Annotated in this window: 8 protein-coding genes; 5 read left to right on the top strand and 3 right to left on the bottom strand. The window is 70.8% G+C overall.

Going from position 1 to position 7131, the window contains the following annotated elements; all coding sequences use genetic code 11:
- Window positions 1-503: DNA repair protein RecO (gene recO, locus G6017_RS07920; RefSeq protein ID WP_182616828.1), on the top strand; the 503-nt coding region annotated here is incomplete at its 5' end.
- 31 nt (window positions 504-534) lie between these two features.
- The gene (locus tag G6017_RS07915) at window positions 535-1302 is read left to right on the top strand and encodes an isoprenyl transferase (RefSeq protein ID WP_179524971.1); all 768 of its coding nucleotides are present in this window, start codon (window positions 535-537) and stop codon (window positions 1300-1302) included.
- Between the two features lie 40 nt (window positions 1303-1342).
- Here G6017_RS07915 and G6017_RS07910 read toward each other — a convergent pair whose 3' ends face one another.
- The gene (locus G6017_RS07910; RefSeq protein WP_182616826.1) at window positions 1343-1780 is read right to left on the bottom strand and encodes a Fur family transcriptional regulator; all 438 of its coding nucleotides are present in this window, start codon (window positions 1778-1780) and stop codon (window positions 1343-1345) included.
- Between the two features lie 4 nt (window positions 1781-1784).
- On the bottom strand, window positions 1785-2156 hold the full coding sequence (locus G6017_RS07905; protein ID WP_194306843.1) for an ArsR/SmtB family transcription factor: 372 nt from the start codon (window positions 2154-2156) through the stop codon (window positions 1785-1787).
- Window positions 2157-2335: 179 nt separating this feature from the next.
- Here G6017_RS07905 and G6017_RS07900 point away from each other — a divergent pair, with 179 nt between their 5' ends.
- The 3 genes from G6017_RS07900 (at window position 2336) to G6017_RS07890 (ending at window position 5736) form a co-directional block, all read left to right on the top strand.
- Window positions 2336-3730, top strand: coding sequence for a glycine--tRNA ligase (locus G6017_RS07900; protein WP_182616824.1), 1395 nt, complete (start codon window positions 2336-2338; stop codon window positions 3728-3730).
- 53 nt (window positions 3731-3783) lie between these two features.
- Window positions 3784-4401, top strand: coding sequence for an ElyC/SanA/YdcF family protein (locus tag G6017_RS07895; RefSeq protein WP_182616829.1), 618 nt, complete (start codon window positions 3784-3786; stop codon window positions 4399-4401).
- A 72-nt stretch (window positions 4402-4473) separates the two neighbouring features.
- Window positions 4474-5736, top strand: a complete 1263-nt coding sequence (locus G6017_RS07890; protein ID WP_182616822.1) for a deoxyguanosinetriphosphate triphosphohydrolase — start codon at window positions 4474-4476, stop codon at window positions 5734-5736.
- A 13-nt stretch (window positions 5737-5749) separates the two neighbouring features.
- On the opposite strand, the gene G6017_RS07885 is transcribed toward G6017_RS07890, so the two are convergent.
- Window positions 5750-7131 (bottom strand): serine hydrolase domain-containing protein (locus G6017_RS07885; RefSeq protein WP_241731422.1); only part of this gene is annotated, 1382 nt, incomplete at its 5' end.

Here is a 7131-nt window from a genome sequence, read left to right as displayed (position 1 = left end):
GGCTGGTCGCCGACGCGTTCCTCCTGCGCGCCATGGCGGCGTCCGGTTGGGAGCCGGTCCTGGACTGCTGTGTGAGCTGCGGCGTGGTGGGCCCGCACCGGGCGTTCCACGTGGCCTCCGGCGGTACGGTGTGCGTGCACTGCCGGCCGCAGGGCTGTGCGATGCTCACACCCGGCGTGACCGAGCACCTGTCGGCGCTGCTGGCCGGGGAGTGGGAGGCCGTGGTCGGCTCGTCGCCTGCCGTGGTCCGCCAGGCCTCCGGCATCGCCGCCGCGCACCTGCAGTGGCATCTCGAGCGTGACCTGCGCAGCCTGCCCCTCGTCGACCGCTGGACGGTAGACCCCGTCTCCGCAGCGCCCGCTACCGCAGTGCCCATTCCAGCAGAACCCGTCCCCGCAGCACCCGTCCCCGCAGTGCCCGCTCCCGACGGGCCTCGTCCCGCCGAACCCGTTCCCGACGAACCCGTGGAGGAGTCCCGTGCCCGGACTACCCAGATTCCGTAAGCGCACCCCGTCGAGGGACGGCGCAGCGCCGGTGACCGTACGGCCGCCCACCCCGCACCCGTCGGGGGAGCGGCCGCCCGCGATCCCGTCGGAGTTCGTGCCGCGCCACGTCGCACTGGTGATGGACGGCAACGGACGCTGGGCCCAGGAGCGGGGCCTGCCCCGGACCGAGGGCCACAAGCAGGGTGAGGCGGTACTCATGGACGTGGTCCAGGGGTGCATCGAGATCGGTGTCCCGTACCTGTCCGCCTACGCCTTCTCCACGGAGAACTGGAAGCGCAGCCCCGAGGAGGTGCGCTTCCTCATGGGCTTCAACCGGGACGTGCTGCGCCGCCGCCGCGACGAGATGCACGAGTTGGGGGTGCGGGTCCGCTGGGCCGGTCGACGCCCCAAGTTGTGGAAGTCGGTGATCTCCGAGCTCGAGGAGGCCGAGGAACTCACCCGGGACAACACGGTCATGACGTTGGCGATGTGCGTCAACTACGGCGGCCGTGCGGAGATCGTCGACGCCGCGCGGGACTTCGCGCGTCGTGTCGCCGCCGGGGAGGTCTCGGCCGACGACCTGACGGAGGAGAACTTCTCCCGCTACCTCGACGAGCCGGACATGCCGGACGTCGACCTCTTCCTGCGACCGTCCGGTGAGCTCCGCACCTCCAACTTCCTGCTGTGGCAGAGCGCCTATGCCGAGTTCGTCTTCCAGGACACGCTGTTCCCCGACTTCGACCGCCGCGACCTGTGGGCGGCGTGCCTCGAGTACGCCGAGAGGGATCGGCGATTCGGGGGAGTGAACGGGATCTGAGCTGCGGACCGGGCGGCGCGTCCGTCGGCGTAGTCCCGAGTCAGTCGACCGGACCCGCCTGCTCGCCACCCCGGGCGGCGACACACGCCGCGCAGAGGCCGAACAGTTCGACGGTGTGGGTCACCTCGGTGAAGCCGTGGGCCCCGCCGGCACGGTGCGCCCACGTCTCGACCCCCGGCTCCTCGACCTCCACCGTGAACCCGCACACCCGACACACCAGGTGATGATGGTGCGAATCGGAGCACTTCCGGAAGATCAACTCCCCGGAGTCGGTGCGCAGCACGTCCACGGCACCCGCGTCGGACATCGACTGCAGGGTCCGGTAGACGGTGGTCAGCCCGATCGCGTCCCCGCGCTCGCGGAGTTCGGCGTGGAGGTCCTGGGCCGATCGGAACCCCTTGGACTCGTCGAGCAGCGCGGAGATGGCACTGCGTTGACGGGTCGAGCGCACGCCGATCGGCTTGCCTGGTGTGTCCATGTCCCTACTCCTCCCCGGCGTGCCCGACGGCCGCCTCGACGATGTGCAACAGATGGTCGTCGAGCAACTCGTACCGGATCTCGCGTCCCCGCCGGTGTGCGGAGACGACGTTGGACGACTTGAGTACCCGGAGATGCTGACTCACCAGCGGCTGGGCGACCTCCAGGGCGTCCACCAACTCGTGGACGCAACGCGGCCCCTCGCGCAACTGTAGGACGATCGCGATTCGCAACGGCGCCGACAGCGCACGGAGCAGCTCGCCCGCGGCCGAGACCACGTGCTGAGGGGGCAGCGGCACGGGGTCGGCGTGGGGGCCGGGGTCGTGGATGTCCGCGGCAGACCCGGGGTCGGCCGGGGACTCGGGTCCGGATGCCATTGGCGCAACCTTCCGGGCGCGGTGGGAACCGGCGCCGTGTCGGGTGGGGGACCCCAGTATCCCAGACCGCCGGGGTCGACCGGATACCCTGGTGGGAAGTGCCGCGGGCGCCGGCCCGCGCCGAGGGCGTCCACCCCGACACCTCCGTCAACCGACTCACCAAAGGGAGAACCCCCGACGTGGCATCCTCAGCGTCCGTCATCGACTCAGTCGTCAACCTCTGCAAGCGCCGGGGACTGGTGTACCAGTGTGGCGAGATCTACGGCGGAACCCGTTCGGCGTGGGACTACGGTCCGCTGGGCGTGGAGCTCAAGGACAACATCAAGAAGCAGTGGTGGCGGACCTTCGTCACCGGCCGCGAGGACGTCGTGGGACTGGATTCGTCGATCATCCTGCCCCGCAAGGTGTGGGAGGCCTCCGGCCACGTCGAGACCTTCACCGATCCGCTCGTCGAGTGCCAGTCATGCCACACCCGCCTGCGCCAGGACCACCTGCAGGAGGCCCATGCGGCCAAGAAGAAGCTGGACAGCCCGGCCGATGTGCCCATGGCCGAGATCGCGTGTCCCAACTGCGGCACCAGGGGCCGTTGGACCGAGCCGCAGCTGTTCTCGGGACTGATGAAGACCTTCCTCGGCCCCGTGGACAACGAGACGGGCCTGCACTACCTCCGTCCCGAGACCGCCCAGGGCATCTTCGTCAACTACAAGAACGTCATGACCACCGCCCGGCGTAAGCCGCCGTTCGGTATCGGTCAGATCGGCAAGGCGTTCCGCAACGAGATCACCCCCGGCAACTTCATCTTCCGGACCCGCGAGTTCGAGCAGATGGAGATCGAGTTCTTCACCAAGCCCGACGAGGCCGACGAGTGGTTCAAGCGGTGGGTCGAGGACTGCTGGGACTGGTTCGTGGACCTGGGGATCAACCCGGAGAACATGCGCCGTTTCGACGTCCCGGACGACGAGCGTGCCCACTACTCGGCCGGCACGATCGATTTCGAGTACAACTTCGGGTTCTCGGGCAGCGGTTGGGGCGAGCTGATGGGCATCGCCAACCGCACGGACTACGACCTCACCCAGCACCAGACCCACTCCGGTGAGGACCTGCAGTACCGCGACCAGGCCTCGGGCGAGAAGTACGTGCCGTATGTCATCGAGCCGAGCTTCGGCCTGACGCGGTCGCTCATGGCGTTCCTCATCGACGCCTACACTGAGGACGAGGCCCCCAACTCCAAGGGCGGCGTCGACACCCGCACGGTCCTCAAGCTCGACCGGCGCCTGTCGCCGTTCAAGGCGGCCGTGCTGCCGCTCTCGCGGAACGCCGACCTCTCGCCCAAGGCGCGGGATCTGGCCGCGCAGCTACGCAAGAGCTGGAACGTGGACTTCGATGACGCGCAGGCGATCGGCCGACGCTACCGCCGCCACGACGAGATCGGCACGCCGTTCTGCATCACCGTGGACTTCGACACTCTCGAGGACCAGGCCGTGACCATCCGTGAGCGGGACACCATGGCGCAGGAGCGGGTGGCCATCGACCAGGTCGAGGGGTACCTCGCGCAGCGGCTCATCGGCTGCTGACCGCGCGCTGGCACACTGGTCGGGTGAACAGATCCCGGTCCCCGCTGCGGGCGGTGTCCAGGGCCATCGGATGGCTCCTGGTCATCGCACTGCTGCTGTGCCTCATCGTCCCCGGATTCATCGCGTTCCGTGTGTGGCACGTGGCGCGGGTGGACGACCGCACGGCGGCGGACGCGATCGTCGTCCTGGGAGCGGCCCAGTACGACGGCGTCCCCACCCCGGTCTTCCAGTCGCGACTCGATCACGCCGCCACCCTGTACGAGGAGGGTGTCGCCCCCCAGATCATCACGGTCGGCGGTAATCAGCCGGGGGACCGGTTCACCGAGGCCGGTGCGGGTCGCGCCTACCTGGCCACGCTGGGGGTGCCGCCCACCGCGATCCTGGCAGTCGAGACCGGGTCCAACACCGTCGGCAGTCTGGACGCCGTGGCCCTGACCGTGCGTGACCAGGGCGGTGGTTCCGTGGTGCTGGTCAGCGACCCCACGCACTCGTACCGGGCGCGGATGATGGCCCGGGACGCCGGACTGGACGCGTGGACGTCGCCGACCCGACAGGGTCCCGCAGTCTGGACCCGGGAGAACCAGGTCCTGAGCATCATCCGCGAGACCGGAGCGGTGCTCTGGTACCAGTACCACCGGATCGCCGGCACCGACGTGGATTTCCCGGGCTGATCCGCAGACACCACCGGCCCGGCCGCACCGGGACGACGACGACGGGGCGCACTCGCCCGACAGGAGACGCGCATGACGGGGTACGCGTACGACGCCGCAGACGCCGAGCGCCGGGTGGGTGAGGGGCCCGCCCGGGCGCGGGGGACGGCCAGTGAGCGCAGCCCGTTCGAGAGGGATCGCGCGCGGGTCCTGCACTCGGCGGCTCTGCGACGGCTCGCCGACAAGACGCAGGTGGTCGGGCCCGGGGACGGTGACACGCCGCGGACCCGCCTCACCCATTCCCTCGAGGTGGCGCAGATCTCCCGCAGCATCGCCGCCGGCCTCGGCTGCGACCCCGACCTCGCCGACCTGGCGGGGTTGAGCCACGACATCGGACACCCGCCCTACGGGCACAACGGTGAGCGCGCCCTCGACGAGGTCGCGAGAGGGTTCGGGGGATACGAGGGCAACGCCCAGACGATCAGGATCCTCACGCGGCTGGAACCCAAGGTCGTCGACGCCGACGGGCGCGGGGTCGGACTGGACCTCACCCGCGCCGCGTTGGACGCGGCCACCAAGTACCCGTGGCTGCCGCGGGAGGGCACCAGGAAGTTCGGCGCCTATCCCGACGACGCGGACACCCTCGCCTGGATCCGCGTGGGGGCACCCGGGGACACCCGGTGCCTGGAGGCGCAGATCATGGACTTCTCCGACGACGTGGCCTATTCGGTCCACGACGTGGAGGACGCGATCGTGGCGGGCAGGCTGGACCTGCGGTCGTTGACCGACCCGTCGGAGGTCGCGGCGCTGGCCGAGCTGGGCGCACGCGAGTTCCGGGGGCCCGACGCCGACCAACTGCGCGAGGCGGCCGGGCGGCTCGGCGCGCTCGACGCGGTCCGCGCCGTCCAGCCGTTCGAGGAGTCCTTCGCGGGAGCGGTCGCCCTCAAGGCTCTGACCAGTGAGCTGGTCGGGCGGTTCGTCATGCCCGCCATCCACACCACCCGCGAGGTGCACGGGGAGACGCCGCACGGGCGGTACAGCGCCGACCTCGAGGTGCCGCTGCACGTGGAGGCCGAGGTGGTGATGCTCAAGACCATGGCCGTGCGGTACGTGATGAGCGACCCGGGGCACCGGGCCCGGCAGGATCGTCAACGCGACCGTATCCACCGGGTGGCCGAGTACCTGGCGCACTCGGCGCCGGCCGGACTCGACGCGGTACTGCGCCCGCTGTGGGACGCGGCCCCGGACGACGCGGCCCGGATGCGCGTGATCGTGGACCAGGTGGCCCTCTACACCGAGAGCCGCCTCGAGCGGATCGACCGGGCGAGCGCCGGCATCCAGGCGGCCTGGGGCTGAGCAGTAAGCCGGCTCAACCCACGGCCCGGGTGAGGTCGCCGACCAGGTCCTCGATGCCGAGCGCGCCGATGGACCCACCGGGGGAGAACCCGGTCCGCACCACCACGAGATCGGCCGACGGGACCACCACGATGTACTGCCCGTCGTGCCCCGAGGCCCAGTAGGCGTCCGCGGGAATCCCGGGAAGACGCAGCGGGGTGCCGTCACCGGCGTCGTTGGTCCACCACTGCGCGCCGTAGGGCTCGGGCTCACCGCCGGCCGGGACGACGCTCGTCGCGTAGTCCATCCATCCGGCGGGGAGCAGGCGGCGACCGTCCACCTCGCCGTCATCCAGCGTGAACTGCCCGAACCGCGCCCAGTCCCGCGGCGTGGCCCACAAATACGAGCTGCACACCGACCGGCCGGAGGCGCCGGCCTCGAGGACCGCGCTGGTCATCCCGAGCGGGTCGAACAGCAGCCGATCGGCCATCTCGGGCCCGAGGCCGGTGCGCTCGTGCAGCAGGTCGCACACGATGTTGGTGGTGCCCGACGAGTACTGACGGACGGTCCCGGGCTCGTGGGCGAGCGGTTGGGCGGCGGCGAACGCGGCCATGTCCGGCTCGGCGAACAGCATCTGCGTGATGGGGGTGCCGAGGTCGTAGTCCTCGTCCCACTCCAGCCCGGAGGTCATGCGCAGCAGGTCGTCGAGGGAGATCTGCGCCCGCTCGTCGGTCCACTCGGGGCGCAGGTTCGTGTCCGCCGGGTCGAGGTCGGCCTCCGGGAACTCCTGCTGCGCGCGCCCGACCAGGGTGGCCGCCACGCTCTTGGCCATGGACCACCCGAGCTGCCGGGTGTCCGGACCGAAGCCGTCGGCGTACCACTCGCCGAGGATCTCACCGCGGTGGACCGCGACGAGGCCGCGCGTGCCCTCCCGGCCGGCGGCCCGGTCGAGTGCCGCACCGACCTCGGCCGGTACGTCGGTGGCCTGCGGAAGCCGGATGCCCTTGGAGCCGTCCTCGGGGTTGTCCTCGGGCGGCCCGACGAGGGAGGTGTACTCGGAACCCTCGGCGCGGCCGTCGCCCACCGCGCACCCGTACTCGGAGGCCCAGGCCTGCTGGGCGAAGGCGACGCCCAGGACGGAGGAACGCGCCCACCCCTCGGAGTCGTCGATCTCCGTGCGCAGCAACGGCACCAGCGGGTTGGGCGGCAGGTCGGACTCCGGGTCGTCCCGATCGGTGAGGAAGTGGATCGCGCAGGCGTTGTGCGCGGCGTATCCGGTACCGGTCATGAGCATCGGCCGGTACCAGGTGCCCACGGCCACCACCGCCGCGACCAGCAGGGCCAGGACGATCAGTACGGCAACGACGACTTTCCGACGACGGGTCATGGCGCTCAGAACCGCCCGCCCGCGCCGCC

The organism is Dietzia sp. B44 (genome assembly GCF_014145245.1).
In the GTDB taxonomy this organism is placed as follows: domain Bacteria; phylum Actinomycetota; class Actinomycetes; order Mycobacteriales; family Mycobacteriaceae; genus Dietzia; species Dietzia natronolimnaea.
This window is presented reverse-complemented; position numbering and strand designations above follow the sequence as displayed.

Excerpts from the sequence above, each read along its gene's own strand:
- G6017_RS07890 (WP_182616822.1), top strand. The coding sequence starts at position 4,474 with ATGACGGGGTACGCGTACGACGCCGCAGACGCCGAGCGCCGGGTGGGT.
- G6017_RS07910 (WP_182616826.1), bottom strand. The coding sequence starts at position 1,780 with ATGGACACACCAGGCAAGCCGATCGGCGTGCGCTCGACCCGTCAACGC.
- G6017_RS07905 (WP_194306843.1), bottom strand. The coding sequence starts at position 2,156 with ATGGCATCCGGACCCGAGTCCCCGGCCGACCCCGGGTCTGCCGCGGAC.